Origin of the sequence: Terriglobus roseus DSM 18391, assembly GCF_000265425.1 — a bacterium.
GTDB lineage: Bacteria > Acidobacteriota > Terriglobia > Terriglobales > Acidobacteriaceae > Terriglobus > Terriglobus roseus.
In genome coordinates this window covers 242748-268486 of sequence record NC_018014.1, presented here as the reverse complement: position 1 = coordinate 268486, position 25739 = coordinate 242748, and the positions used below count along the sequence as shown (strand labels likewise).

General features: G+C 61.6%; 18 protein-coding genes and 1 other RNA gene. 12 read left to right on the top strand and 7 right to left on the bottom strand.

Annotation, left to right across the window (positions count from 1 at the left end; all coding sequences use genetic code 11):
* Window positions 1–23: 23 nt before the first annotated feature.
* Window positions 24–2873: an outer membrane protein assembly factor BamA gene (gene bamA, locus TERRO_RS01115; RefSeq protein WP_014784145.1), complete on the bottom strand. Its 2850-nt coding sequence runs from the start codon at window positions 2871–2873 to the stop codon at window positions 24–26.
* A 571-nt stretch (window positions 2874–3444) separates the two neighbouring features.
* Here bamA and TERRO_RS01110 point away from each other — a divergent pair.
* The 4 genes from TERRO_RS01110 (at window position 3445) to TERRO_RS01100 (ending at window position 7120) form a co-directional block, all read left to right on the top strand.
* Entirely contained in the window at window positions 3445–3846 is a 402-nt protein-coding gene (locus tag TERRO_RS01110) for a carboxypeptidase-like regulatory domain-containing protein (RefSeq protein ID WP_041592388.1), read from the top strand.
* Window positions 3847–3887: 41 nt separating this feature from the next.
* Window positions 3888–4325, top strand: an RNA gene (rnpB, locus tag TERRO_RS22535) — RNase P RNA component class A.
* A gap of 70 nt (window positions 4326–4395) precedes the next feature.
* The gene (locus TERRO_RS01105; protein ID WP_014784143.1) at window positions 4396–6054 is read left to right on the top strand and encodes a DUF6438 domain-containing protein; all 1659 of its coding nucleotides are present in this window, start codon (window positions 4396–4398) and stop codon (window positions 6052–6054) included.
* A gap of 85 nt (window positions 6055–6139) precedes the next feature.
* Complete coding sequence (locus tag TERRO_RS01100; protein ID WP_014784142.1) at window positions 6140–7120, top strand: sugar phosphate isomerase/epimerase family protein; 981 nt, start codon at window positions 6140–6142, stop codon at window positions 7118–7120.
* Window positions 7121–7392: 272 nt separating this feature from the next.
* On the opposite strand, the gene TERRO_RS01095 is transcribed toward TERRO_RS01100, so the two are convergent.
* Both TERRO_RS01095 and TERRO_RS01090 read right to left on the bottom strand, forming a co-directional pair.
* Window positions 7393–7902 (bottom strand): DUF4126 family protein, encoded by a 510-nt coding sequence (locus tag TERRO_RS01095; RefSeq protein ID WP_014784141.1) that lies wholly within the window; start codon window positions 7900–7902, stop codon window positions 7393–7395.
* A gap of 98 nt (window positions 7903–8000) precedes the next feature.
* Window positions 8001–8978 (bottom strand): SPFH domain-containing protein, encoded by a 978-nt coding sequence (locus tag TERRO_RS01090; RefSeq protein WP_014784140.1) that lies wholly within the window; start codon window positions 8976–8978, stop codon window positions 8001–8003.
* 376 nt (window positions 8979–9354) lie between these two features.
* On the opposite strand from TERRO_RS01090, the gene TERRO_RS01080 reads away from it, so the two are divergent.
* Window positions 9355–10455 carry a Rieske 2Fe-2S domain-containing protein gene (locus TERRO_RS01080; RefSeq protein WP_014784138.1) on the top strand — a complete coding sequence of 367 codons (1101 nt, stop codon included), beginning with the start codon at window positions 9355–9357 and terminating at the stop codon, window positions 10453–10455.
* 492 nt (window positions 10456–10947) lie between these two features.
* Here the strand turns inward: TERRO_RS01080 and TERRO_RS21710 are convergent, their stop codons facing one another.
* Window positions 10948–12183 (bottom strand): peptidylprolyl isomerase, encoded by a 1236-nt coding sequence (locus TERRO_RS21710; protein WP_014784137.1) that lies wholly within the window; start codon window positions 12181–12183, stop codon window positions 10948–10950.
* 23 nt (window positions 12184–12206) lie between these two features.
* Window positions 12207–12890, bottom strand: coding sequence for an MBL fold metallo-hydrolase (locus TERRO_RS01065; RefSeq protein WP_014784136.1), 684 nt, complete (start codon window positions 12888–12890; stop codon window positions 12207–12209).
* Window positions 12891–13041: 151 nt separating this feature from the next.
* Between TERRO_RS01065 and TERRO_RS01060 the strand changes: the two genes are divergently transcribed.
* Together TERRO_RS01060 and TERRO_RS01055 are read left to right on the top strand one after the other, a co-directional pair.
* Entirely contained in the window at window positions 13042–13776 is a 735-nt protein-coding gene (locus TERRO_RS01060) for an RNA methyltransferase (protein ID WP_041592823.1), read from the top strand.
* Window positions 13777–13822: 46 nt separating this feature from the next.
* Window positions 13823–16327 carry a S9 family peptidase gene (locus TERRO_RS01055; protein WP_014784134.1) on the top strand — a complete coding sequence of 835 codons (2505 nt, stop codon included), beginning with the start codon at window positions 13823–13825 and terminating at the stop codon, window positions 16325–16327.
* 78 nt (window positions 16328–16405) lie between these two features.
* Here the strand turns inward: TERRO_RS01055 and TERRO_RS01050 are convergent, their stop codons facing one another.
* Window positions 16406–17035, bottom strand: coding sequence for a hypothetical protein (locus TERRO_RS01050; protein ID WP_014784133.1), 630 nt, complete (start codon window positions 17033–17035; stop codon window positions 16406–16408).
* Between the two features lie 161 nt (window positions 17036–17196).
* Between TERRO_RS01050 and TERRO_RS01045 the strand changes: the two genes are divergently transcribed.
* Complete coding sequence (locus TERRO_RS01045) at window positions 17197–17703, top strand: metal-dependent transcriptional regulator (RefSeq protein ID WP_014784132.1); 507 nt, start codon at window positions 17197–17199, stop codon at window positions 17701–17703.
* A gap of 402 nt (window positions 17704–18105) precedes the next feature.
* Here TERRO_RS01045 and TERRO_RS01040 read toward each other — a convergent pair whose 3' ends face one another.
* Window positions 18106–19458, bottom strand: a complete 1353-nt coding sequence (locus TERRO_RS01040) for a Y-family DNA polymerase (protein WP_014784131.1) — start codon at window positions 19456–19458, stop codon at window positions 18106–18108.
* Between the two features lie 84 nt (window positions 19459–19542).
* On the opposite strand from TERRO_RS01040, the gene TERRO_RS01035 reads away from it, so the two are divergent.
* The 4 genes from TERRO_RS01035 to TERRO_RS01020 all read left to right on the top strand — a co-directional run bounded on the left by TERRO_RS01035 (window position 19543) and on the right by TERRO_RS01020 (window position 25516).
* The gene (locus TERRO_RS01035) at window positions 19543–20433 is read left to right on the top strand and encodes a glycosyltransferase family 2 protein (protein ID WP_014784130.1); all 891 of its coding nucleotides are present in this window, start codon (window positions 19543–19545) and stop codon (window positions 20431–20433) included.
* 170 nt (window positions 20434–20603) lie between these two features.
* Window positions 20604–21401 carry a 2OG-Fe(II) oxygenase gene (locus TERRO_RS01030; protein ID WP_014784129.1) on the top strand — a complete coding sequence of 266 codons (798 nt, stop codon included), beginning with the start codon at window positions 20604–20606 and terminating at the stop codon, window positions 21399–21401.
* Window positions 21402–21592: 191 nt separating this feature from the next.
* Window positions 21593–22654 (top strand): ComEC/Rec2 family competence protein, encoded by a 1062-nt coding sequence (locus TERRO_RS01025; RefSeq protein WP_014784128.1) that lies wholly within the window; start codon window positions 21593–21595, stop codon window positions 22652–22654.
* Window positions 22655–22693: 39 nt separating this feature from the next.
* The gene (locus tag TERRO_RS01020) at window positions 22694–25516 is read left to right on the top strand and encodes a ribonuclease R family protein (RefSeq protein ID WP_014784127.1); all 2823 of its coding nucleotides are present in this window, start codon (window positions 22694–22696) and stop codon (window positions 25514–25516) included.
* Window positions 25517–25739 lie beyond the last annotated feature (223 nt).

Genomic DNA, 25739 nt, shown 5'->3' with positions numbered 1-25739 from the left:
CCTTTTGTCGACTTGCTGACCCCTTAGAACGTCGTGCTGACGCTCAAACGAATCGTCTTACGCGGTTCACGCAGGATGTAATCTGCGCCGTAGAACTGCAGGGCCTGTGCGTACGAGTAGCGGCCTGCTCCGGTATCCGGGAAGAAACCCTTGAAGGTCGCCGAATCCGTCGCCAGTTGCTGCGGCAGTGACTCATACAGGCGCAGCGGGTTATACGCGTAGAACAGCCGGAACGGTGCATTGACGATCGGCAGAATCACCTGTAACTCCACACCGTTCGACATACGCGGCACGTAGTTGGTACCGGGCGCCGTGTTCAGGCGCGTCGGGAAGGTGAGCTGCTTGCCGCCGGAGCAGGCGCCGTTGTTGAACGTCGGGCAGCCATACAGCGGGCTCGACAGCGTCGACGCACCCAGCACGCTCTGCTGCAACTGACCCGGCAAAGCGTTGAAGGTCATGTTGAAGTCCGTAAAGAACGCGAACGTAACCTGCGAGATGATCGGGATACGGTACTCCACGTTTGCCGTGAAGGACGTATCGCCACCCACCGTAACCAGGCGGTAGATCGGCAGCGGAATCTGTACGTTCCCCAGCGTGTTGTTCGTTGGGTCGCGCGGTACCACCGAGCCGTCCGGATTCGTCAGGTTGAACTCAACCCGCGTCGGGATAAAGACATACGGCGTCGCCGACCGGATATCGAAGCCGCGGATGTCGCTCTCGCCGCCACCGTAGATACGATTGAACGGTGGAGCCACCTGGCCGCCAAAGCCCTCAGCGTGCGCCAGCTGCATACGCATGCCGAGCACGTTGTGGCCCTCGCGGTTGATCCGCAGACCCTTCATCGGGAAGAACTGACGGAAGCTGGCTGCGGGCGAGAAGTACTTCACGTTGCCGCCCGCGCCCGCCACCTGGATTGCCAGGTTGAAGTCACGACCGCTGTGAGGACCTGCCGCGCGATCCACCGACGAGTAGGTGAATGAAGGCGTGATCACCGACGAGATGATGCCGCCAAGCGAGTTCGTCTGCTGAATGCCGCTACGGAAGTTCAGCGTTTCAAAGACGTTCCGCGTGTTGTCGTTAAACGTGGTGATGTTCGAGCGCTGCAGCGCGTACGAGATACCAACGCGCTTGAACGACCGGCGGATGGGGTAGCCCATGCTCACCGTAAGGCCCGTGCTCGACTGGTTATAGTTCGTCAGCAGCGACTGCTGCGCGTTGCTCAGGTTTTGGCTCGCGCCCGTCGTCTGGTAGCTCTTCGCCGGGTTGTAGTCGTACTTGCTGGCAAAGACCTGGAAGCCAAGCGACAGCGGCTTGTTCCGCAGGTAAGGCTCCGTAAATCCGAAGGTCACGCTGCGCGACAGGTTACCGATGTTGGCCACAACGCTCAGCGTCTCGCCAAGACCCAGGAAGTTGTTCGTCTCGTAGTTCAAGCCCACAAACGAACCTGACAAGCCGGATAGGCCGCCGTTCAGGCCGATGGAGTTCTTGCCCTTTTCCTTCAGCTTCAGCAGCAGGTCGACGGTGCCTTCTTCGTTATTCGTGCGGACTTCGCTATCCTGGTCCGCCTTAAGCGTGTCGAAGTAGTTCAACTGGTTCAGCCGCAGGATGGATGTCTCCCATGCCTGGTTGTTATAAAGTTGACCCTCTTCCAGCATCAGTTCGCGGCGAATGACGCGATCGCGCGTGATGGTGTTGCCGCTGAACTCGATACGCGAAACGTAGAAGCGCTTGCCCGGATCGACATCGATCGTCAGCGTAATCGTCTTCTTCGCCTCATCGAAACTCGGCTGCGGCGTTCCAACGAAGTTGATAAAGCCAAGCGAGCCATAGGCCTTGCGCAGGTTCTCAAGTCCCTTCGCAAAGACGCTGGCGTTGAAGTACTCGCCATCCTTCTGCGCGAACTGTGCCCGCAGTGCCTTCTCGTTCACGATGTTCTTGTCGTAGCCCGTGAAGTTAATGGCCGCCAGCTTGTAGCGGGAGCCCTCTTCAATCGGGATCTCGATGTCGATCCGCTTGCCCGTGGACGGGTGCATGGTAAAGATGTTCAGGCCGCCGGCATCGCGCACCTTGGTGGCGGGCTCGCCCGGCTGCACCTTGAAGTAACCGCGCTCGCGGTACACCTGGCGCACGCGCTCCACGTCCTCATCCAGCTTGGTCGCGTCGAACGTCTGCGCAAACAGGTTTTCCAGGATGATCGAGTGCGGAATACCGATGGGCTTCGAGTTCTTCATCGCCGCGCGGAGGGTGCGGCTGTTGATGCGCTCGTTCCCGCGGAAGCCGATCTTGCCAACCTTGACGGTCGGGCCTTCCTTCACGATGAAGGTAACGGCCACACGCGCTGGCGGAATGGTGCGGATCTCCGTCTTGACGGTCGCAAACTGGTGGCCATGCTCGGCCAGCAACTGCTTCAGCACCACTTCCTTGCGCTTGATGCGGGTCGGGTCGTACTGGCTCTCGACCGTGACGCCAACCTTGGCCTTCTTGTCACGCTCCAGAACGTCACTCACCGTGACAGAACTGAGGCCCTTGTAGTTGATCTCACCAATGGTCGGCTTTTCCGACACATAGATGATCAACTGCGCGCAGCCTGCGCCCTCAGCCCGTTCAATGATGATGTTTTCGAAGAAGCCGGAGTTCCACAGCGAGTTGAAATCGCGCTCAACCGTGGCGGCGTCGTACGGATTGCCCTGGCGTGAAAACAGCCGGGCCAGAATGGATTCCTTCGGATAACGGCGGTTGCCGATCACCTGAGGAGCGCACAGCGGCTCTTCTCCCGTGGGCGCCGCACTGGGCAGCGCCGTGGGCGCGACCGGCCCAGCAGCTTGCGCCCATGCGCCCGCAGGCAGCATGCCGGTAGCCAGTATGGCCGCCATGGAAAGCGATACAGCCCGCTCTCCAAGGGTGGCGCGACCGGCCCCGATCAAACGATGAAGTGAGGAGTACCGCACATTCCGATGCTCATGGTCTGGAACGCCGACGGCGCCCTGTTTTACGGTTTTGATAACAACACCCTCACTGCCTGAAACTCGCCCGCACGCGCTTCCGCGAGGTCTCCGTTCGCGCGGTCTGCAAGTACGTATGTACGAAAGACGATTATAGGGGAACGAGGAGAGCGCGACCACGCCCGCAATCTCGCGTGAGGTATCGAAGATCGCACTCTGCACCGACCTTGGTGCAGCAAAGCTCGCTTTCCCTCGGGAATTCACACTCGTGCCACCTTCGCCTTCAACGGGAAAGACCGCTCTGCGACTGCGGCAACTCGAGTCCTTCAAGCCCCGGAGCGACAGCGCGAAGGGCGCCCGGGAACTCAATCCGGAACCAGCCCAGAAGAAAACTCGCATTCTCCGCGGCATTTCTCGCGTCTTATCTTAGGAAACCCATTAACTGCCGAAACCTCACACTCCGTGAGCGCCCGGACGTACCGGTTCCCTGAGGTGTGCTCTTTTGAAATCGATCTTCTCAGCGAAAATCGTTCGCCATGCCGTCGCCACGCTCGCCCTCTTGGCCTGTGTCGCTGCCACCGCGCAGCAGGCATCTGCACCACGCATGCTCGACGTGCAGTACACGCGCAACGCACCCCGCAACATCACGGGCACCGTCCACGACGGCGGCAACGAGCCCCTGCGCGGCGCCGTCGTTCAGGTCGAGCAGGAGGGCACCATGACCATCCAGAGCTACGTTACCGACGAGCGCGGCACCTACCGCATCCGCAACCTCAGCTCCACCATGGACTACCAGGTCTGGGCTACCTTCCGTGGCCACCACTCAAAACACTTCGAAATCAGCAAATTCGACAAGCAGGCAGACCGCGAGATCCCGCTCGTCATCGACCTGACCAAGGACTGATTCCCGCACCCGGGCCCGTCCCCCACGTATACTCAACCCTGCAGGCGGACCGAACGATCGCTGCTGCTCTACGCACGTTTGTTAGAGCAGGGGAGGAAAGTCCGGACTCCAGGGGGCAGTGTGCCGGGTAACGCCCGGGATCGGCGCTTCAAGGCGACGAGACGGCCAGTGCCACAGAGAAAATACCGCCGCAGCGCAAGCTGCGGTAAGGGTGAAAAGGTGCGGTAAGAGCGCACCGCGCCGGCAGTAATGCAGGCGGCATGGTAAACCCCACACGGAGCAAGACCAAATAGGCGGGAAGACTGCCTCTGCGCAAGCAGAAGCACGATGCGTGCCGGCCCGGCGCGCCAGACTCGCGGGTAGGTTGCTGGAGCCGTGCAGCAATGCACGGCCTAGAGGAATGATCGTTCAGCGCAGAAACCAAAGCGAGAGCAATGGCGGTGCGTAGACAGAATCCGGCTTACAGGTCCGCCTGCAAAATTTCGCTGATCCTTTTCTTGGGACAAAATCACGCTCGTCGGTGTCTACTCATGCGGACATCGAGGTTGTATGGTGCATCACCTTGGCTTGCTGCTCCTGCTGCTGTTCCCCGTATGCACGCATGCGCAGACGATCGACCTGCGCGATGACCTAAGCGCAAACGTGGGGGGACACTACGACGGTCCCGCGCAGGTCATTCATGCCGACCTCGAAAAGCTCGACCACCGCTATCGCTTCGTTGTGCTTGATGTCATCGTGAGCGGAAACGGCCGTGTCAACGAAGCACGCGCGGTGGACGGTCCACCGGAACTCTTCGAAGAGGCGGAACGAATCGAGCGGCAGCGTTCCTTTCTCCCATTTAAGACAAAGGACGGCACGATCGTCACAGCCCGCATCGTCGATGCCGTGGGCATTCTTCCCAGGGAACTATGGTTACCACAGCATGTATCCATCCCAGCCGATATCGATCTCAAAACGGTAACGTTTGCTCTGGAGAGCACCGTCTGTGGGGGACGCTGTCCCGGATACACCGTAACGCTCCATGGAGACGGGCGTGTCGAATACACCGGCGTATCCTACGTCCTCGTTCCCGGAACACATGTTGCGCATATTGATAGAAAAGCTGTGCGCGATTTACTCGATGAGTTTCGTCGCGCCGATTTTTTGTCCGCCCGGCCGCGCTACGTAGCTGATGTCACACACGCTTCTGCGCAGACGATCACACTGCGCTACGAAGGCAAGGAGTGGCAGGTGTACAGCTACTTCGGATTTTCAGCCGGTTTGCCAGAGGTGGTTGGATCGCTCCAGGAAAAAATCGATAAGGCCACGGGGACAGAGCGTTGGGTCGCTGGCAACGCCGAAACGCTGCAATCCCTGAAGGACGAGCATTGGAACTTCGGCAGCCACAGTACCGAGAACCTCGATCTCTTCAACTCCGCTATCGAGCATGATCGTTCAGACCTTGTAGAAGCTATGCTCGCCGCTGGTATCCCAACGGATATCAAGGCCAGGCCAGTCGCCTCCTATGGGCCCGCAGAGTACCCCGTCTGCATTGCAACCAGAAAAGAGGACCTTCTTCTCGTGAAACGAATGGCGAAGCTGAATCCGCCATCGCAGACGGTCGCACAGGCGTGCATGGCAAGTGCTGCACGGGCGGGGAGTCTTGCGTTGTTGAACTTCTGGATTGAACAGGGCGGCAAACCGGATCGGCCTATTCCAGAAGATGGTTCGGGTGGCGAGGCAGGAAACCTGCTCGCGGACGCGATTACATCGCATCAGCCCGAGGTCGTAGCAAGAGTTTTGGAATTCCCGATAGACCGCCAATATCTGGTGAACACTGAGATCCCTCTTCTCTTTTTCGCGGCAATTGGATCAGGAAACGACCCTGAGCAAACGAAGAAAATATTTGAACTGCTGTCCTCCCACGACTTCTCCACGAGCGAGCGCAACAAGTATGGTGAGACGCTTCTCTTTCGATCGGACGACGACCTGATGCCTCACCTGCTCACATTGGGAATCCCAATCGACGCCCGCAATAACGACGGCGAAACCGCATTAATGCACCAATACAGCGCGGAAGCCATACAGCGTCTCTTGGATGCCGGTGCAGACCCAACCCTGCAAGACAAAGCAGGCGTGTCTGTGGAGGACCATGTTCTGGAAAATTGCGAGACCTGTAAAAGCACAATCGAAGCCGCAATCGCCAAGCGCAAGGGCAAGGTTCAATAGATCCGGCTTACAGGTCCGCCTGCAAAATTCACACGCCACACGATAAGATGGCCCACGCAGATCCTTCCCGATCTTCGGAGGCCTCATGTCCGTCACACGCCGTCATTTCCTCGCAGGCACCGCCGCGCTCGCCGCCACTGCCGCCCTTCGCGCGCAGACCGCCGCCTGCGGCTTTCGACTCGCCGTCATTAACGATGAGATCTCGTCGGACTTCGAGCACGCCTGCTACGTGGCCTCGCACGACTTCGGCCTGCAGTGGATTGAGGTCCGCAACCTGTGGGGAACCGCACCCGGCAAGTTCACGGAAACCAATCTCGCCGATGCCAAAAAGATCCTCGCCAAGTACAACCTCAAAGTCACCGATCTCGCCTCGCCCTTCTTCAAGAGCGACTTCCCCGGCGCACCCCTCTCCAAGGACAGCCCGAACAAGGACGCTGCAAAGATCCCCGCCGACCTCTCCGGCCAGTTCGACCTGCTCACGCGCCTCATCGACAACGCAAAGAGCCTCGGCACCGACCGCATCCGCTGCTTCGACTTCTGGCGACTCGATGACCCCAAGCCCTTCCGCAAGGCCATGAACGAAGCACTCAACAAGGCCGCCGACATCTGCAAGAAGAGCGGCATGGTCCTCGTCCTCGAAAACGAAATGGCCTGCAACACCGGCTCCGGCGCTGAGGCCGCGTCGCTGCTGGCAGCCATCCCAAACCCGAACCTCATGCTCAACTGGGACCCCGGCAACTCCGGCAGCTTCGAAGGCGATGTGCCCTACCCGAACGACTACGACCGTCTCCCCAAGAACCGCATCGGCCACGTCCACGTCAAGTCCGTCAGCCGCAACGCCGGCGACAAGCGTGGCTTTGAGTGGCAGCCCGTCGGCAAGGGCGCCATCGACTGGACCGGCCAGCTCAAGGCACTCCACCGCGATGGGTACCGCTACGGTCTCAGCCTGGAGACCCACTGGCACGGTGGCCCCGGCACCACCAAGGACGAGATCGGCGAATCCTCCACCCGCATCAGCATGCAGGGCCTGAAGGACGCACTCAAGGCAGCAAACCTCTCCTGCTAGGTGTCTCGAAGGTCTACAACTTCGTTCGCCCGACGGTGAGAGCGACCAACCAGCAGCGTGCTCTCGGAGCCAATGCATTCGCTTCGTGTTGAACCGGATAGCCTCCGTCAAAGGCGGCTATCCGTTCCAGGTGGCATTTGGCGGACTGAAGGTCCGCGACTTCCTAGCCCAGGGCGAAGCCCTGGTTATCGGGATAAATGAAGGCCCGCAACAAAATCTCTCGCCGCCCGTGAGAGCTCCAGGCTCTTCCGATCGCCTCGCTGATGACTCGCCTATCGCAGCCAGAAACCCTCATTGCCGGCAAACAACGCACTATGCACCACCACCAGGTGCAGGAACGTAATGCTCAGCCCAATGGCTAGCGCATCTTCCACCAGCGCAACTGGCAGGTCCGGGCACTTCAGCGCCATGACCGTGCGCGTCCGCACAAACCATCCCGCATACGTCCCGATGAGTGCGCCAACGATCCCAATCACCACGGCAGCAGCCGGGTTCAGCACCAGCGGCTGCGCCAGCACCAACCCCACAAACGCACCAAACAACGACCGCCCCGCCAGCCCCACGGCAGCGGTGCGGCTCGGCGTGCTCGGCAGCTTATCGCCGATGTACTCGCCCAGCGCCATCAGCGTAAAGACAACCACGGCAATAATGTTGGCCGTAAAAGACCGCCAACCCGTCAGGTGCAGCACATTACGGTAAGCAAACCAGCACAGCACCGCAACAGGCGTCATCGTTCGCAGGCCGGTGCAAACGCCCAGCATCATCACCAGAAGAAGATTCATGCTGCCTAGCTTGCACTACTGCAGCCCGGAATTCCAGTGGCGTATGCAACGCACCAGCAGAAACGCAGCGACCGCCTGTTGCGATCGCTGCGTTCTCACTAACGTGCTGCAGGCAGTTGCAGCATCATGCTGCTATTGCCGGCCGTCTCCACACTGGGTAGCTGGCCATTCCACCGCTCGATCAGCGCACGCTGATTCTCCAGCGAGCGCAGCTGCAACAACTGCGGTGTAATGCTGGTCTGACGAATGCGATTCGCCTCCGCCTCGCCCTGCGCGCGGGTCACACTGCTCCTCGCCTCGCCCTCTGCCTCGGCCACCTGCTTGGCCGCCTCGGCCTGGGTCTTCGCCAGTTCGTTGCGTGCGCGCTCTGCATCCTGGATCGCCTGCGCCTTACCCGTGATGGCGTTCGCAATCACCGACGGGACGCGCGGCGCACCGATGAAGCCAAACTGCTGGATGCCCACACCCACTGCATCCAACTGTTGCTGAATACGGCGCTGCACCTGCTCTAGGAATGCGGTCTTCTGCTCGCCATAGATTTGCTCAACGGTGTAAGTCGATGCGACCTCATTCAGTGAGTTACGAACTACATCGCGAAGAATGCCATGCGTGAACTGATCCAGCTCGGTAACCCGGTACTTCACATAGAAATCAGGCACACGCTTTGGCTCAATCGAATAACTCAGACTTACATCCGAATAGATCTCCATGCCTTCCTTCGAATTAAAGCTCATCGCCTCATCCGTCGCGCGGCCCTCATTCAAGTCGTGCGTCCACTTCACGGTCTGCACATACGTCGGGAACTCCACGATCTGCGAACGTAGAGGCGAATAGAAGACCCACCCCGTGCGGATCGGGATCTCCGAGGCGCCACGCTGCGAACCACTCAACACCACCTCCACACCCACGTGACCCGCGCCAATGCGCGTAACTGACACGATGTAGTTGAATAGAATCGAAAGGACCACAGCGCCGGCGATCAACGTGCCGCCGAGTTTGAATACCATCTTCAGGCGGCGCAGACCGTCGTCGTCATCGTGGCGATTGCCATTAAGAACTTCACTAAAGAGCGTCATCGCATACTCCTCCTCCAGAGGAGTCGAACCATGGCTAAGAAACCGATCACCGAAACGGCAAGCAGCAGCTCGCCCCAGTACAGGGCTGTATCGCTTGGCTTGTTCATTAAAGAGAACGCAGTCACCATCAACTTATAAGTAAGGACGGCGAATAAGAGCGTGAGAAGTAACTTCCGGTACTGCATCGTACAATCGCCTGGCTGCTCTCTACTTAGCGGCCTAACAACATCTTTATGTTAGATCCGCTCATATACGGTTGCTAAGTGATCGAAAGTGCTATGGACAGCGGCGTAAACCGGCGTATCATCGAGAGAGTAAGTGATTAGGCGCAGCCAACCCTGGCGGCGCCTTTCCTGTTTGCGGCTGGTATAACCTGATGCTGCGCATGAAGCTACGCAACGACAAGCTGGAGCCGGGCACTCAGCCCGCAACCGAACTCATCTTCGGCGAGTGGTATCCCGCGCTCCGTGCCGACACCCTTGCCCGGGGCAAGAGCACTACCGCGCTGCTGCTCGGCGTGCCGCTTCTGCTCGGACGCAAGAACGACGGCAGCATCTTCGCCATGCGCGACCTCTGCCCGCACCGCGGCATCCCGCTCTCCGCCGGCTGGTTCGACGGCGAGACCGTCCAATGCCGCTACCACGGCTGGAAGTTCGAACCATGTGGCGGCCAGTGCACTGAGATCCCGTCGCTCACCCAGATCGACACACTCGAACCCTCGAAGATCTACGCCGGCGCCTATCCCTGCCGCGAAGTCGACGGCTACGCCTGGGTCTATCTGCCCGAAGCCGGCGCAGGCCGCATCTCCGACGAGACAAAGCTCCCGCCCGTCCCCGAGATCCCCAAGTTCTCCTCGAAATTCCGCAGCGCCCACATCACCGCCGACCTGCCCTGCAACGTCGACCACGGCATCATCGGCCTCATGGACCCGGCGCACGGCCCCTTCGTACACCAGGCATGGTGGTGGCGCAGCTCCGCATCGATCCACGAAAAGACCAAGCACTTCGAGCCCGTCCCCGACGGCTTCCGCATGAGCTCGCACGCGCCCAGCAAAAACTCCGCACCCTACAAACTGCTCGGCGTCTACGGGCAGGACGTCACAACTACCATCGACTTCACCCTGCCCAACCGCCGCTACGAAGTCATCCGAGCCGGCGAAAAGTGGTTCGCTTCCCTAACCACCGTTACGCCCGTCACGCCATCGTCCTGCCGCATCGACGTCATGGCCTGCTGGAACATCTTCTACAACGTCCCGCTCGTTCCCACGATCGCGAGCTACTTCGGCGCGAAGTTCGTCCGGCAGGATCAGGAGACGATGGTGCAACAGGCCGAAGGCCTCCGCTACCGCCCCGCCATGATGCTGATCGACGACGCCGACAAGCCGGCAAAGTGGTACTTCGCGCTGAAGCAACGCCGGCTTACCGGCAAGGGTGAGCATCCGTTGCAAGGGCCGGTCGAGCTGCACTGGCGTTCGTAATCCGGTTGTGCCACCGCAAATCTGATCGCAAGGACGACGAAGCGGGTGCCCCATTCATGACGGCTCTATCGTCATGAGTGGGTCTGCTGGATGCCGACGAATCGCGCTTCACGCGATATCCCACTCATGCGCAAGAGCGCGCATGAATGGGGCACCCGGCATTCCGTTCGCAGTTGCACAAAGTTGGATGGATCAGCTCTTGACGCCACCGCAAATGTGGATGGATTGGAAGGGCACAGCTTTAGCTGTGCCGAATGCGATCTCCCCACGGAACGGGCTTTAGCCCCTGAGGTTAGCTTTTCGGGCATCACGAAGAAAGCTCAACCTCACCGGCTAAAGCCGTTCGTTACTCTGGGAGCTGTCGGCACAGCTGAAGCTGTGACCTTCCGCACAATCGATATTCCGGTGGCATAAGCAGAATGCAGGTCCTTCGACTCCGCTGCGCTTCGATCAGGATGACAAATATTTGCGGCGACCAGAACGGGCCTTAACCTACCGCTGAATCGTGACGCTCTGAATCGTCACCGGCGTGATCGGCCGGTTATGCCCGGTCCGCGGCACCCTCGCTATCCCGTGCACCAACTCCACCGTCGCATCATCACACTGTCCAAAGACGGTGAACTTGTTGTCCAGCGTGTGCGCCGGCGCGTCCGTCACAAAGAACGATGAGTCGTTCTTCTCCGGTCCATCATTCGCCATCGCCAGCCGCCCCGGCCGGTCAAAGGTCAGCCCCGGCACCGGCTCAATGCTGTACGCAAACCCCGCATCCTCCGCGCCACCCGGATAGTCCTGCTGCTGCACCATAAAGTCCGGGATCACACGATTGAAGTGCAGACCGTTGTAGTACGGCTTCGTCGTCGTCACGTGCGTCGTGGGATTCGTCCATGGCCGCTTCCCCTCCGCCAGTTCCATGAAGGTGGACGTAGCAATGGGCGCCTGCTCGGTAAACAGCCGGCACGTCAGCTTGCCCATCGTGGTGTCGATCACCGCGGTTGGCCCCTTCGGATCGGGGGACGGCAGCGTCTCCAGCGCAGGCGGCACCGGCTGCGGCACAATCTTCTTCGGATCGACATCCGCAGCAACCGGCGGCATCGGCTGCCCCGGCGGCACGATCGTCAGCTTGTTGATCGCAATCGCCTTATCCGTACGATTCCCAACAATCATCATCGCGTGCGAAATCTTCGCCGCAATCGCAACACCCGCATCGTCACACTGCCCAAAGATCGCGCCACGATGGCCCTTATCGAACTCATCATCCGCATGCAGCGTGATCAGGTAAAACGAACTGCTCACCTCACCCAGCCGAGTCGCCATCGCCAGCCGCCCCGGCCGGTCAAACGTCACACCCGGAATCTTCTCTTCCTCAATCGGATCGTTCGCCGCCCCCTCACCGCCGCCATACCGGTCGCCACCACGAATGCCGTCCGCAATCCCAGCAATGGCCGTGCCGTCATAGAACGGCGTGTTGTGCACCACCGTCAGGTTCAGGTGGTCATGCCAATCCTTCGTTCCCTGCGCCAGCGCAACAAAGTTCGCCACCGTCTTCGGCGCCTGCTTCGCGTAAAGCCGGCAACTGATGCGGCCCATCGTCGTATCGAAGACCGCCGTCGGCCCCGTCGGCCCCGTCGGCTCAGGCGCACGAGCAGCACGAGACTGCGCATGCGTAGGAGCCGCAACGATCAGTAGCAAGGAGAAGACCACCGCGAGTCGGGCACAAGAGAATTGCATGCTATCTCGGATATCACATCGCACTACAACGAAGCCAACGCCCGCTCCAGCTCCACCGTTCCATTCCCCACAAACGCCCCATGCCCGGTAGCAATACAGACCGGCCGGTACTCCAACAACCGCCGAGCCGATGCATCCGCTAACGGGAAATCCCACGTCGCCATCTTCGGCAACGGAAAATACCACGGCGGATTCGTTACCAGATGCAGCCCGCCAATCGACATCAGCGCATCGCCCGAAAACAGCGTGCCATCGCGCTCATCCAGAAAACTCATGTGCCCTGGCGTGTGGCCCGGCGTACTGATACAGCGCAACGACCCGTAAAGCTCCCCATCCGTCAACGTATGAGTAGGGCGGGACTTCGCTCCGGGATAGCCCCCCTTCAACTTGCCCTTCGGCTCGTCCGCCCGCAGTGTCATGTCCTTGTGCAGCAGCGGAGCCTCGCGCTCGCTGATCGCAATGTCCACCGGTCCCAGCAACTCACGCAGCGCATCCAGCGACCCGATGTGATCCCCATGCGCATGCGTCAGCAGGATGCGCCGGATCGGCGCGCCGCAGTCCCGCGCCGCACTCACAATCTTCTCGGCGCAACCGCCAACCGACGTATCGATCAACGTAAAGCCATCGGCCTCGCGCAGCAGCCAGCAGTTGGAAAAGCCCAGAAACGTAATCTGGCAAAGATTCTTGCTATGCGTAATGGTCTTCATGGATATCCCGAAATCTGGTGCGTGAAAGCAATCAGTGGGAGGGATGCAAGACGCCCGGCGTGGTTTGTTCGCAAGCACCGGCATTCTGCGCCGTCGCATCCTCTGCGTGCCGCGCAGCAACACGCTGCCACGCCATAGAATCGTCTGTGGCATGAGTACAGAGGTAGATCAGCAAAACCGCGTCGCCATCGTTCTCGTTCGCGCGCGCAATCCGCTCAACATCGGCGCGGCAGCACGCGCCATGAGCAACTTCGGCTTCCACGACCTCCGCGTCGTCAACGACTACGACGTCCCGTTCGCGGAAGCACGATCCGCCATCGACGCCGCGCCCGTCCTCGCCGCCGCAAGACAGTTCGCCACCGTCGCCGAAGCCGTCGCAGACTGTACCCTCGTCTTCGGCACCACGGCCCTGGGCGAGCGCCGCCTCTTGCACCCCGTAGACCTCCTTCGCGACGCCGCCCCCCACGCGCAGGCTGCGCTCGATGCCGGTGGCACCGTCGCCGTCCTCTTCGGCTCCGAAAAGACAGGCCTCTCCGCCGAGGAGATGAGCCACTGCCACCGACTCCTCACCATCCCCATGCATCGCGGCGGCGTCTCCATGAACCTGGGGCAGGCCGTCGCCGTCTGCCTCTACGAACTGGCGCGCGGCGGCTCCTCCCCACGCACGCTCCCTGACGCCGCGACACCCGCCACCGCCACCGAACTCGCACGCTTTGAATCGCTCCTGCGCGAAGTGCTCGTCAGCAGCGAGTACGACCGCCGCTTCCCCGGCAACATGGGCGAAGACGCCATGCGACGCCTCGTCCGCAGACTGGCACTACCAGGAGACGACGTCGAAGTGTGGCTCGGCATGCTCCGGCAGATGCTCTGGAAGTTGCGCCAATAGCGGCTTACCAGGCCGTCACAGGGATTAGCTTGGTAGACTGCCGAGCATGACCACCCCTTACCTTCTGGCGCGCAAGCGTCTCTGCGGCATCGCCCGTGGCGATCGGTCCGTCGCGCACGCACCCATTCTGTCCGCGCTGCTGCTCGTCGCTCTCCTGCCTGCGACACATGCCGCCGCGCAGCAGGCCGTCACCGCCGCAGATTACGCCCGCGCGGAAAGCCGCATGGTCATCCACACCACGCCTCTGGTCGACCACGCCGTCAACGCAGCGACATGGTTGAAGAGCAGCGATGGCAGCGACCGCTTCTGGTATCGCGACGTCACGGGTGGCGTCTCCACATTCATGGTCACGGACGCCGCCACCGGCACCAGCGCACCCGCCTTCGATCATGCGCGCCTCTCCGCAGCCCTCTCCGCAGCCGCCGGCTACCGCACCAGCGCAGCCGACCTACCCATCTCCGCGCTGCAGATGCCCGCTGCCAACACCGCCCTGCTAACCACCATCTACGGTGATCGCTACCGCTGCACGCTCGCCGCGGAGTACACCTGCACCCGCCAACTGACCATGCCCGCCCAGCAACAGGCCGCAACGCCAACCGCCGCGGTAACGCAGCCCGCAGGCAATCCGAAACCAGTGGAAGGCAAGCCCGCCACCGTTAAGGAAGCCCGCGAAAAAGCCGTCATCTCCCCCGACGGCAAGCGCGCCGTATTCATCCGCGACTGGAACCTCTGGCTCATCGACCTCGCCACCGGCAACGAACGCGCACTCACAACCGACGGCATCACCGACTTCGGCTACGCCACCGACAACGCCGGCTGGACGCACAGTGAAAAGCCCATCGTCGTCTGGTCGCCCGACTCCCGGCTCATCGCAACCTTCCAGCAGGACCAGCGCAAGACCGGCATGATGTATCTCGTCGGCACCAACCTCGGCCACCCCACGCTCGACGCCTGGCACTACCCCCTGCCCGGCGATAAAGACATCACCATGATCGAGCGCGTCATCATCGACGCCGACGCCGCCAAAACCACACGCCTCAAGATGCCGCCAGACCAGCACCGCTCCTCCCTGTGCGACGACATCAGCTGCGGCGGCAGTTGGGAAGACGTCCAATGGTCCACCGATGCGAAGACACTGGCCTTCGTCTCCACCTCCCGCGACCACAAACGCGAAGACGTCCGCATCGCAGACGTTGCCACCGGCGAAGTCCGCGACGTCTTCCATGAAGAAGCCGCGACCTACTTTGAGAGCGGATCAGACAGCGTCAACTGGCGTTACCTCTCCGCCCGCAACGAAATCCTCTGGTTCAGCGAACGCAGCAACTGGGGCCACCTCTACCTCTACGACGCCACCACCGGCAAGCAGAAGCGCCAGGTCACCAGCGGCGACTGGAACGTCTCCCGCGTCCTCCGCGTCGACGCCGCAACCGGCGACCTGCTCGTCGAAGGCGTCGGCCGCGAAAAGGGCTGGGATCCGTACTACAGCGCCGTCTACCGCACCAGCCTCGACAGCAACAAGCTTCGCCTCCTCACCCCCGAGCAGAGCAATCACCACGCCGCCATCAGCCCCGACGGCAAGTACTTCGTCGACGTCTACAGCACGCCGCAGACGCCACCCGTCACCGTCCTCCGCGACGCCGAAGGCAAACGCCTCACCGAGATCGCGAAGACCGACATCACCCGTCTCCTCGCCACCGGCTGGCAGGCCCCCGAAAACTTCACCGTGAAGGCGCGCGACGGCAAGACCGAACTCTACGGCCTCATCTTCAAGCCGTCACACTTCGACCCATCGAAGAAGTATCCGATCATCGACTACATCTATCCCGGCCCGCAGGTCGGCTCCATCGGCCCCCGCATCTTCCCGCTGATGGCAGGCGATACCCACGCACAAGGCGTGGCAAGGTCGATGGGCGGCCACATCGCCCTCGCCGATCTCGGCTTCATCGTCATCGAGATCGACGGCATGGGAACACCGCTCCGCTCCAAGCGCTTCCATGACTCCTACTACCGCGACATGGGCGACGCCACCATCCCCGACCAGGTCACCGGCATCCAGCAACTCGCCGCAAAATACTCCTGGATCGACCTCTCACGCGTCGGAGTCTGGGGCCACAGCGGCGGCGGCTACGCCACGGCAGAGGCCATGTTCCGCTACCCGGACTTCTTCAAAGTTGGCTGGTCCGAGAGCGGCAATCACGAGAATCGCAACTACGAAGATGACTGGGCCGAGAAGGTCATCGGCTTGGACAACGCCGCGAACAAGGCCGCCTACCAGGACCAGTCAACCCCCGCCATCGCAAACCGCCTCAAGGGCAAACTCATGCTCACGCACGGCATGGCTGACGACAACGTACCGCCCAGCAACACCATCCTCGTCGTCGACGCCCTTATGCGCGCCGGCAAGGACTTCGACCTCCTCATGATCCCCAACGCCCACCACGGCTATGGCGACGCCAACAGCTACGTCACCCGCCGCCGCTGGGACTACTTCGTAACTAACCTCATGGGCGCAACGCCACCCAGGGAATACCCCTTGGGCCCCCTGAACTAACCATTTCCCGCATCCCGAAACAAAGAACGGCGGCGAAGCCATAAGGCTCCGCCGCCGTCTTCACCTTGGGGAAGGAAACTATTCCACGATGCCGCTGTCGCCGCCCGCGCTCTTCGCAACCGGCTGCATCTTCCAGCCATCGTTGGTCAGCGTCAGCGTCGCCTTCGCATTGTTCGTCGCCGTCAGTGCCGTGCGCAGCTGCGGGAACGCATTCTGCGTCTCGGTCGCCTGCGCCCAGTCCTTCACATCGCCCAGCGTGTACGTGTAGTTCACCGTGGTCGTCGCGCCCGGCTGCGTACCCGCCGGCGTGTTGCTCACAATGTCCTTCACCTTGCGGTGCGCATAGCAGAAGTTGCCATAGCCCGGCTGGTTCACATCCGCCGTCCAGTTGCTGCGACCCTTGTCCGTCAGGTCGTAGCTGTTGGCTTCCTTCTTCAGCACCAGCAGCTTCGTCTTCTCAACCGGCGTGCGGCTCAGCAGTCCCTGATCCACCAGCGCGTCAAACGGCATCACCTTCGACGCATCGTCCTTGTCGTGCTGCTGCGGCATCTGGATCGGGTTCCGCCACAGGCAATCAGGCCACTGATCGTAATAGCTGTTGATCGCAGACTTCAGGTTGCTGCTCTCGTCTTTCGGACCTTTGCATCCGGTCGTGACCATCAGGGAGGTGGCCGCCAATGCCACACACAACTGCAGATTCCTTCTCATACTCTTCCACTCCATTGGCCGTGTGAGGCCTTCGACTACGCTCGCTCTGAAACCTTAGATGCGTCCCCCCGGCCATCGCGCCGTATGACGCCACGTCCCCCCACAACACCATGGCGCGCATGGCGCAGACCGCATACGCTAGCCTTAGAAGAGGAGATTTCTTGAGCACGTTGACCGCGAAGGCAAAATCCGGAGTCGCACCCATTCGGACGAGTGAATCGATCGACAACTACCTCAAGGCCGTCTTCACCCTCGGCGGTGACGAACAGCGACGCATCGGCAGCTCCGAACTCGCCGTCCGTCTGCACGTGGCGCCCGCGTCCGTCACCAACATGCTGCAAAAGCTGGCCGCAGAACGTAAGCCAATGATCGACTACGAACGTGGCCGCGGCGTACGCCTCTCCGTCTCCGGCCGCCGCCGTGCCCTCGAGATCGTCCGCCACCACCGCCTCATCGAAACCTTCCTCTTCGAGGTCCTCGGCTATCCCATCGAAGACCTCCACGACGAAGCCGAAAAACTCGAACACTTCATCTCCGAGCACTTCGAACAGCGCATCGCCGCAAAACTCGGCCACCCCGACACCGACCCCCACGGCCACTGCATCCCCGCCCTCGACGGCACCATGCCGTCACGCCACGGCATAAGCTGCCGCTGCGGCCTCGACTAACGCGCTCGCCAGGAGTAAGGATCAGGCGCGAGGGAAGCTCAAGGCCCAGAAGCTTGTCATGCGCAACGAGCCCCGCATGACTCACCAACGCCAAGGATCTCGACTAACACGCTCGTCAAGTAAGAACCACGCACGAGAGAAAAGCTCCCGCCCCAGAGGCTTGTCATGCGCAACGAGCCCCGCATGACTCACCAACGCCAAGGATCTCGACGAACACGCACGTCAAGAGTAAGAACCACGCGCGAGAGAAGCTCCCGCCCCAGAGGCTTGTCATGCCGCAACAAAACCTGCATGACTCACCAACGCCAATGCTTCGGAAGGGCACAGCTTCAGCTGTGCCAATTTCCTCTCAATAGAACCCGGGCTTTAGCCCCTGAGGTTTAGCTTTCCCGAAAGCCAGGCCTACATATAATCCACGCCATACTGCACAGGAATCTGCGTAAACGCAATCCGCGTCGGCGCCGAATCCCGCGCCGGCAGCATCCCCGCAAAGTGCAGCGTCGTATGCCCGTACTTCAGATTCAACTTGTCCAGCGTCCGTGACAGCGCTCCACGGTTATCCGCATCCGCAAACAGCGTCGGCTGCTGCTCACTCTCAGGAATCAGCCGCCCCAGCGTCACACCCACGAAAAACGGTCGCTGATACTCCGGCCCGGTCGGCTGCTGCGCCCACACCTTCTGCAGCGTCTCCAGCAACGACAGCGTGTCCTGGCACGTGGGAAACCGAGCCTCCATTCCCCATGCATCATGCTTGATACCGCTCTGGTGCTGCCTTACCTTGCTCCGGCCCTCAGCCTCCTGCCGGCTCAACTGGTATCGGATCGTCACACCCAGCGATCCCGTGCACATCTTCTCCATCCGCAGCCGCATCGCCGCCTTGTGCAGCAGCTTGTGCGCAATTGCCCACGATCCCTGCGGCGACCGATGATCCGGTCCCAGTACATGCGAGTGCCCCAGAGACTTCTGCATCTCGTTCGGCAGCGGCGCGCCATCATCGCCCGTGTCGTGCCCGCGCAGCCAGTGATATAGCCGGTCGCCCCACACACTGTTCCACAGCTTGTGCATTCCCTCGCGATCCAGCTCCAGCAACTGCGGCATCGTCGTGATGCCCTTCTTGATCAGCATCTGCTCCGTCTTCGCACCAACACCCGGCAGATCCCGCAGCTCCAGGTGCGTCAGCGCACGCGGCAATTGCGACGGCAGCAGCCCGATCAGTCCATCCGGCTTCTGCATGTCACTGGCAATCTTCGCCAGATAGCGATTCGGCGCCATCCCGATCGAGCAGCGCATCGTATCGCCCACATCGTCATAGATCGCCTGCTTGATATCCAGCGAGATGCGACGAGCATTCGGTGGCTCCCGCTCGCGCCCCATCAACTGGCACGTCACCTCATCGATCGATGGAATATGAGCCACCGGACACACCCGCTCCACCGCCGCGTGGATCCGGTGCGAGTACTCCGCATACGTCGTGTGATCGCCCTGGACCATGATGATCTCCGGGCAGATCTTCTTCATATCCCCAACGCGCGTCCCGGTCTTGATGCCCAGCGCCTTCGCCTCGTAACTCGCGGCAATCGCCACCGTCGTATCCGCAAACGTAGGCACCACTGCCAGCGGCCGGTTGCGATACTCCGGATGGATCTGCTGCTCCACCGACGCAAAAAAGCTGTTCAGATCCACATGCAGGAAACTGAAGCGGTCGTCTGCCGCTGAGGTGCGTCGGTCGCTCGCAAAGGGGTCGGCAGAGGACATGGCGTTATTCCCATTTTAGCGCTTTGCTTCGCCGGATCTTCGCTTGCTTGCGGTCTCTTCCCCGGTCCCGCTTACCATGGAGCAATGGTCGCGTGCGTCATCGTGAATTGGAATGGCTGGCGAGATACCATCGCATGCCTGCGCACCCTCAAAGAACAGACCGCTCCGCTGGAAGTCATCGTCGTCGATAACGGTTCGACCAACGATTCCGTAGCGCAAATCAAAGCATTCCTCGCAGCGACCCCTGCAGGCTCCGTCCCCATCACGCTGGTGGAGCATCCGGAGAACGTCGGCTTCGGCCGCGGCACCAATATCGGCATCCGCATTGCAAAGGAGCGCGGCGCCGAATTTGCCTGGCTGCTGAACAACGATACGGAGTGCCCGCCGGACACACTCGCCAAGCTCCTTCGCGTCGCAAATGAAAAGCCCGACACCGGCATCGTCGGTACTGTGCTGTACTACCACCACGATCCCTCGCAGGTGCAGGCGTGGAGCGGTGGCCGCATCAGCCGTTGGCTTGGCACCAGCCTCCACTACACCTCGCCTCAACCGCAGGTTCCCGGCTCCTACACCACCTTCGCCAGCGCACTCGTTCGTATGCAGGTGCTCGACGAGATCGGCATGATCTACGAAGGCTTCTTTATGTACTACGAGGATTCTGAGCTGTGCATGCGCATGGAACACACGCCATGGAAGATCGCCGTAGCCGCCGACACAAAGGTGCTTCATAAAGAAGGCGCAAGCACCGGCGAGGCTCGCAATCCGTTCATGGAGAAGACCATCGCCGTCTCCGGCATGCTCTTCCTGCGGATGCATTCACCAATGTTTATCGTGTCGCTGCCGCTATTCCTGGCAATCAAGCTCTTGAACCGTGCACGCCGAGGTGAATGGGCCGCCTTTCGTGCGGTGCTGCGAGCCGTTGCAGAATTCCAAAGCACACCAATGGTGCCGCCACCCGTTCGCAGGCGATCGTAGTCTGCCAGAGTCAGCTGACTACTCGGCACAGGCGACAATCTTTAACGCAGGAAATCATTAGTCGAGTAAGGCCATCTCGCAATTTCTAAAGCGTCTGTCTATCGTGTGCCAGACACTCTTGACCGCTTATCAGCCTTCGGCAACAGCAGCGAATCGTAGATAATATCCGCATGACTCCCAAGTTTCTCCGCTCGGACATTGATTTTGGATCCCTCGTGCCCGCCTTTAATGAAGGTCTTCCGTTTCGCCACGTTGTGATCGACAACTTCTTCCGCGAGGACGTTGCAAAGCAGTTAGCTGAGGAGTTCCCGGCCTTCGACGGACCCGCATGGTCCGTCTATCACAACCCCATCGAGATCAAGAAGGCGCTCAACCACTGGGATCGCTTTCCAAAGACCACCTACGCCGTCTTCGACTTCCTCAACTCCGAAGAGTTTGTGGGCGAGATGGCCAAGCTGGCCGGCCTGCCCCTCTGGTCCGATCCCGGCCTCCACGGCGGCGGATGGCACGCACACGCCCAGGGCGGCAAGCTGAACACACACCTCGACTACTCCATTCACCCCAAACTGGGGAAGGAACGCATCCTCAACCTGATCATCTACATCACTCCGGACTGGCAGGAAGAGTGGAACGGCGCACTCGGCCTCTGGAAAGATGACAACGGCACCCCCGGCGAGCTGGTCACACGCATCCCCAACTTCTTCAACCGCGCCGTCATCTTCGACACGTCGCAGAAGTCCTGGCACGGCCTGCCCGACCCCGTCGAGTCGCCCAGGGAGAAGGTCCGCAACAGCATGGCCGTCTACTACCTCTGCGAACCCCGCAAGGAAGCCAGCGAACGTGGCCGCGCCCTCTTCGCACCACACGGCGACCAGGCAAACGACCCTGCAGTCCTCGAACTCATTCAGAAGCGCAGCCAGGTGACAACGTCCGGATCGGTCTATCGCACCAACGAAGACAAGAAGTAATCCAGCACCAGCAGGAAGGAGACAGGCCGCCCTCGAGCGGCCTGTCTCCTTTTGTCCCACATCTCGATTGCTTCCGATAAGGTTTGTCATCCCGCAGCGAAGCGGAGGCGTCTGAAGCCAAATTCAATGCCGACCACGCTGACAAATGGCGCGTGCCAGCGCGTACCAGTGCGCGGTATGCTTTGTGGGCCATGAAACCCAGCCGTCTAGCGTTCGCTCTGTCCACCGTCGTTCTCGCCGCTGCCACCGCCGTCGCACAGGGCAAGGGCTCACTCCGCATCGCCGCCATCGACGTGGAAGGCGGCCAGGCAACACTCTTCATCGCACCCACTGGTCAGTCGCTCCTCGTCGACACCGGCTGGCCCGGGCGCAACGGCCGCGACGCCGACCGCATCGTCGCCGCAGCCAAGGAGATGGGCCTCACCCGCATCGACACCGTCCTGCTCACGCACTATCACACGGACCACGCAGGCGGCGTCCCGCAACTCGTCGACCGCATCCCCGTCGGCACCTTCCTCGACCACGGCGACCGCTACCCGCAAGACCCTAACTCGCCCCAGGACTACGACGACTACCTGAAGGTCATCGCCAGCGGCAAGTCCAAACGAGTCACCGTCAAGGCCGGCGACAAGCTGCCCATCGCAGGCTTCGACGCCATCGCCATCAGCTCCGCCGGCAAGGTCATGGACGCCGCCCTCCCCGGTGCCGGCAAGCCAAACGCACTCTGCGCCAACGCCCCGGCGCCCGCCGAAGACACCCAGGAAAACGGCCAGTCCCTCGGCATCCTCCTCCGCTTCGCCGGCCTCAAAATCGTCGACGGCGGCGACCTCACCTCCGACCGCGAACGCATGCTCGTCTGCCCCGCCAACAAGATCGGCCCCGTCGACCTCATGATCGTCTCCCACCACGGCATCGACTGGAGCAGCAGCCCCATCTTCATCAAGTCCCTCGCACCCCGCGTCGCCATCATGGACAACGGCAGCCGCAAGGGCGCCAGCACCTCCGTCATCGACACGCTGCGTTCCTCGCCCCGCATCGAAGCGCTCTATCAGCTCCACCTCGCACCACCCGCCGGCAGCCCCAACCCCGGCGGCACAAAGCAGGAAGGCCCCGACCACAACGTCCCCGACGAGTTCCTCGCGAACCCCGCAGGCACCGACGGCAAGCGCATCGACATCACCATTACCCCCAACGGCGCCATTGACGTCCGCAACGAACGCACCGGCGACACGAAGCACTTCCCCAGGGGCTAACCCTCACCAACGGCCCGGCGGCGTATCCTCAAAGGCAGCATGCCGGGCCACCCTTATCCCCACACTGATCGCGAACTCCTCCGCCGTGTCGAACGTGCGGGCGGCCGCGCAGGCTACAAACAGCTCGTCCGCGAACTCGGCATGGGCGGCGGCCGTGAACGCCGCATGCTCCTCGAGCAGCTCGCCAAGATGACCGCCCGTGGCGCCCTCGTCAAAATCGACGCGGAGCAATGGGCTCTGCCGCAGGTCCACACCGAGCGCGTCAAGAACGACACCGGCCGCCGCGCCGTCGCGCAGGACCGCAAGCGCCTCGTACACGACCGCAGCGCCGCCCGCAGCGACCTCATCGCAGGCAAGCTCCAGCTCCATCGCGACGGCTTCGGCTTCGTCCGCCCCACCGACGCCACCACCCAGAGCGACGGTGACTACTTCATCCCGCCCCACGATCTCAACGGAGCCATGCAGGGCGACATCGTCCTCGTCCTCCCCGCACCGCCCTCGCGCGACGGCCGCAAATCCGGCCGCATCATGCGCGTCCTCACCCGTCGCAACCCCACCGTCGTCGGCATCTTCCACGCCGCCGGTGCACGCGGCCGCAGCGAAGACATGCGCCTCCGCGGCAGCTACGTCGTCCCGCTCGACGAGCGCATGACGCAGCCCGTCCTCATCGAAAACGATCAGGACCTCCCGTCCTCCGCCATCACGCCGCACCGCACCCTCGGTGCCGAAGCCGCAGCGAACGACCACCAATGGGACGGCACGCTCGAAGACCTCAACGGCCTCGCCGTCGACGTCGAAATCACCCAATACCCCACCGACAACTCCCCCGCACGCGGCCGCGTCATTGAAGTCCTCGGCGATCCCGATGCCTTCGGCGTCGACGTAGAAATCATCATCCGCAAACACCATCTGCCGCACGTCTTCCCCGCCGGCGTCCTCGCCGAAGCGGAAGACGCAGCCGAGCGCAACGTCGCCTCGCTCCTCGAAGAGGAACTCAATCTCCGCCGCGACTTCCGCGACGAACCCATCGTCACCATCGACGGCGAAACCGCGAAAGACTTCGACGACGCCGTCCTCGTCCGCAAGCACGCCGACAACACCTGGGAGCTACAGGTCCACATCGCCGACGTCGCCGAGTACGTCCGCGACAACAGCGACCTCGACCTCGAAGCACGCCTGCGCGGCAACAGCGTCTACTTCCCCGACCGCGCGATCCCCATGCTGCCGCAGCAACTCTCCAACGGCGAATGTTCACTGCGTCCCGACGAAGACCGCATGGTCCTCTCCTGCATCGCACGCATCGACGACGAGGGCAACGTCCTCGGCTACGAGATCTGCGAAGGCCTCATCCGTTCCGCACGCCGCATGACCTACACCAACGTGCAGAAGATCCTCGACGGCGACGAAGAAGTTAGGAAGCTTTACGAACCACTTCTACCGCAGTTCGAACGCATGTACGAACTCGCGCTCAAGCTCAACGGCAAACGCGTCCGCCGAGGCTCCATCGACTTCGACCTTCCCGAGCCCGTCATCGACTTCAACGAACTCGGCGCCATGCAGGGCGTCCGCAAGGCCGAGCGCGCCTGGGCCAACCGCATCATCGAAGAGTTCATGCTCTGCGCCAACGAGTGCGTCGCACGCTGGATCGAAACCAGCGGCGTCCCCGGCATGTACCGCATCCACGAGATGCCCGACCCCAAGCGCATCATCGACTTTGAAGACGCAGCCGCAGCCTTCGGCATCACCCTCGGCGTCGGCGCGCTACCCGTCAAGTCCGTCACGATGAAGTCGGACCGCCGCGACCAGCAACGCCGCGGTCAGCAGGGTCGCGTCGCACACAAGGCACGCGAGCACGAAGTCTCCACCGCCGCCATCGAAGTCACGCCGCACATGTACCAGCGCCTCGCCGCAAAGATTCACGGCCGCCCGGAAGAGCGCATCCTCAGCTACCTCATGCTGCGTTCCCTCAAGCAGGCCAAGTACTCTGAGAAAAACGAGGGCCACTTCGCCCTCGCCGCACCCGCCTACACACACTTCACCTCACCCATCCGCCGCTACCCCGATCTCGTCGTCCATCGCATTCTCAAGACACTCCTCGCCGACGGCGCAGACCCCTTCGGCGACGCAGAAGAGATCGCCGCGCCACAGGGCTACCTCGGCATCGATGAGGCACCGAAGCGCGACGTGCATCACGGCGAGCAGCAGTTCGAAGACGTCTACCCCAAGGACGAACTCATCGCCATCGCGCAGGAGTGCAGCGAGACCGAGCGCCGCGCCGCCGACGCCGAACGCGAACTCATCGAGTGGAAGAAGATCAAGTTCATGACGGACCGCGTCGGCGAAGACTTCGATGCGATGATCCTCTCCGTCACCAAGTACGGCATGTTCGTCGAACTCGCCGACATGTTCGTCGAAGGCCTCGTCCCCATCTTCACGCTCACCGACGACCACTACACCTATCGCGAAACCACCCGCGAGATCCGCGGCGGCAAGAGCAACAAGACCTACCGCCCCGGCATGAAGGTGCGCGTGCTTCTAGACCGCATCGACCGCGGCAATCGCCGCCTGCAATTTGCCGTCATCCCCGACCACGCCGCCGGCGAAACCGCTCTGCCAGAGGGCGTGCGCCCCTTCCCAAAACGCGCCAGCAGATCCACCGAACGCCGCGAAAAGACAGTCGCGGAAGCTCCCACCCGGACACGCAAACCAAGCCCACGCTCCGCAAAACGCAGCAAGGCGAAGGCAGCCCCACTTAGCTCCAGCTCCCCCTTCGCAAAGTTCGGCGCAGACGGCTCCTCAGTCCGCAAAAAGAAGAACAAAGACCGCATCGCCGCCAGCAAGAAAAAGGGCAAGAAGCGCTGATCGCTTGCACTCGCATCAGCCCAAGACCGGGTGCCCCATGTCTCGCCTTTGAGACATGGGAGCATTGTCATCCCGACACCGACTCTCGTTGCACCCTACGAAATGCTTGTCATCCCGCAGCGAAGCGGAGGGATCTGCATGTGTGCTGGCCCATCCACAATCTCAGACCAGGGCAAAGATGCACACTTGATTCGCGCACAGCGCGAACGTGCGTTCCCCAGCT

Bases quoted from the DNA above. Each gene is read 5' to 3' on its own strand.
- bamA (WP_014784145.1), bottom strand. From the start codon at position 2,873: ATGGCGGCCATACTGGCTACCGGCATGCTGCCTGCGGGCGCATGGGCG.
- TERRO_RS01105 (WP_014784143.1), top strand. From the start codon at position 4,396: ATGGTGCATCACCTTGGCTTGCTGCTCCTGCTGCTGTTCCCCGTATGC.
- TERRO_RS01100 (WP_014784142.1), top strand. From the start codon at position 6,140: ATGTCCGTCACACGCCGTCATTTCCTCGCAGGCACCGCCGCGCTCGCC.
- TERRO_RS01095 (WP_014784141.1), bottom strand. From the start codon at position 7,902: ATGAATCTTCTTCTGGTGATGATGCTGGGCGTTTGCACCGGCCTGCGA.
- TERRO_RS01090 (WP_014784140.1), bottom strand. From the start codon at position 8,978: ATGACGCTCTTTAGTGAAGTTCTTAATGGCAATCGCCACGATGACGAC.
- TERRO_RS01080 (WP_014784138.1), top strand. From the start codon at position 9,355: ATGCTGCGCATGAAGCTACGCAACGACAAGCTGGAGCCGGGCACTCAG.
- TERRO_RS21710 (WP_014784137.1), bottom strand. From the start codon at position 12,183: ATGCAATTCTCTTGTGCCCGACTCGCGGTGGTCTTCTCCTTGCTACTG.
- TERRO_RS01065 (WP_014784136.1), bottom strand. From the start codon at position 12,890: ATGAAGACCATTACGCATAGCAAGAATCTTTGCCAGATTACGTTTCTG.
- TERRO_RS01060 (WP_041592823.1), top strand. From the start codon at position 13,042: ATGAGTACAGAGGTAGATCAGCAAAACCGCGTCGCCATCGTTCTCGTT.
- TERRO_RS01055 (WP_014784134.1), top strand. From the start codon at position 13,823: ATGACCACCCCTTACCTTCTGGCGCGCAAGCGTCTCTGCGGCATCGCC.
- TERRO_RS01050 (WP_014784133.1), bottom strand. From the start codon at position 17,035: ATGAGAAGGAATCTGCAGTTGTGTGTGGCATTGGCGGCCACCTCCCTG.
- TERRO_RS01040 (WP_014784131.1), bottom strand. From the start codon at position 19,458: ATGTCCTCTGCCGACCCCTTTGCGAGCGACCGACGCACCTCAGCGGCA.
- TERRO_RS01035 (WP_014784130.1), top strand. From the start codon at position 19,543: ATGGTCGCGTGCGTCATCGTGAATTGGAATGGCTGGCGAGATACCATC.
- TERRO_RS01030 (WP_014784129.1), top strand. From the start codon at position 20,604: ATGACTCCCAAGTTTCTCCGCTCGGACATTGATTTTGGATCCCTCGTG.
- TERRO_RS01025 (WP_014784128.1), top strand. From the start codon at position 21,593: ATGAAACCCAGCCGTCTAGCGTTCGCTCTGTCCACCGTCGTTCTCGCC.
- TERRO_RS01020 (WP_014784127.1), top strand. From the start codon at position 22,694: ATGCCGGGCCACCCTTATCCCCACACTGATCGCGAACTCCTCCGCCGT.